The sequence below is a fragment of the Thiorhodococcus minor genome (assembly GCF_010820565.1).
Lineage (GTDB): Bacteria > Pseudomonadota > Gammaproteobacteria > Chromatiales > Chromatiaceae > Thiorhodococcus > Thiorhodococcus minor.
The window spans coordinates 1-780 of sequence record NZ_JAAIJQ010000307.1; the positions used below are offsets into that span (position 1 = coordinate 1).

Annotated in this window: 1 protein-coding gene; it reads right to left on the reverse strand. The window is 67.2% G+C overall.

What is annotated here, in order from left to right:
- On the reverse strand, positions 1 to 715 hold a 715-nt coding region (locus tag G3446_RS27100), incomplete at its 3' end, for a DUF4158 domain-containing protein (protein ID WP_164456743.1).
- Positions 716 to 780: the final 65 nt, after the last annotated feature.

The following is a 780-nucleotide window of genomic DNA, read 5'->3' on the forward strand; positions in this document are numbered from 1 at the left end:
GGTCGAGAATGGCATCGAGCTCGGCCAGACGGTCGGTCCACTGGCCGCGGTGCTTGAGGGTCGGTGGCCTGGGACTCGGCTTAAGCCGCGAGAAGGTATTCAGGTGCTCAACCGCTGGGTGCTCCAGCAGACCATCCAGGGCCCGGCGCTGCGCGTCGTTCAGGGCGGCATCGATGCGCGCGTAGATCGCCCCGTGAATCGCCTCTCGCGCCGAGCCGACCAATCGATCGAGGGTGCTGAAAGCGGGGAGCTCGACGTGCGCCTTCACCAAGGCCTCGATCGAAGCACTGATCAGGTCGGCTGGGTCGCTCATCGTCTGCGCCCCGCGATGGACGGCCTCGAGCACGATGGCCCGACCACCGTCAGCGAACGGGCGACTCCCCCAATGCTCGCGAATGGCGGTGCGATAGCGGTGCACGGTTGCCGGCCTCCCAACCTCGTCCACCAGCAGCGTCTGCGGTGGCAGACCGAGTGCTGTAGCGACATGGTCGCGGATCTGTTCCGGGACATCGGTCAGTGCCACGAAACGGCCCAAACGCCGTCGCATCTTCAGAAGAACCGCGAGCGTCAATCGTCCGGTGGGGCCGTAGGCGCGGCGGCTGACGAACTGCCGTTCGGTGTCGCTCAAACCGTAATCGGCTTCCAGCTCCTTCTCGGTCAGCCGGCCTCTCAGCCACGGGTAGGCCGAGCACCAGGCCGCCTTGTCCGACAGCAAGGCACGCGAGGCGGCGGCGCTCGAGGAGAGACGCGTGCTGATCCGCGAGGTTCAGGCCCTGCGCG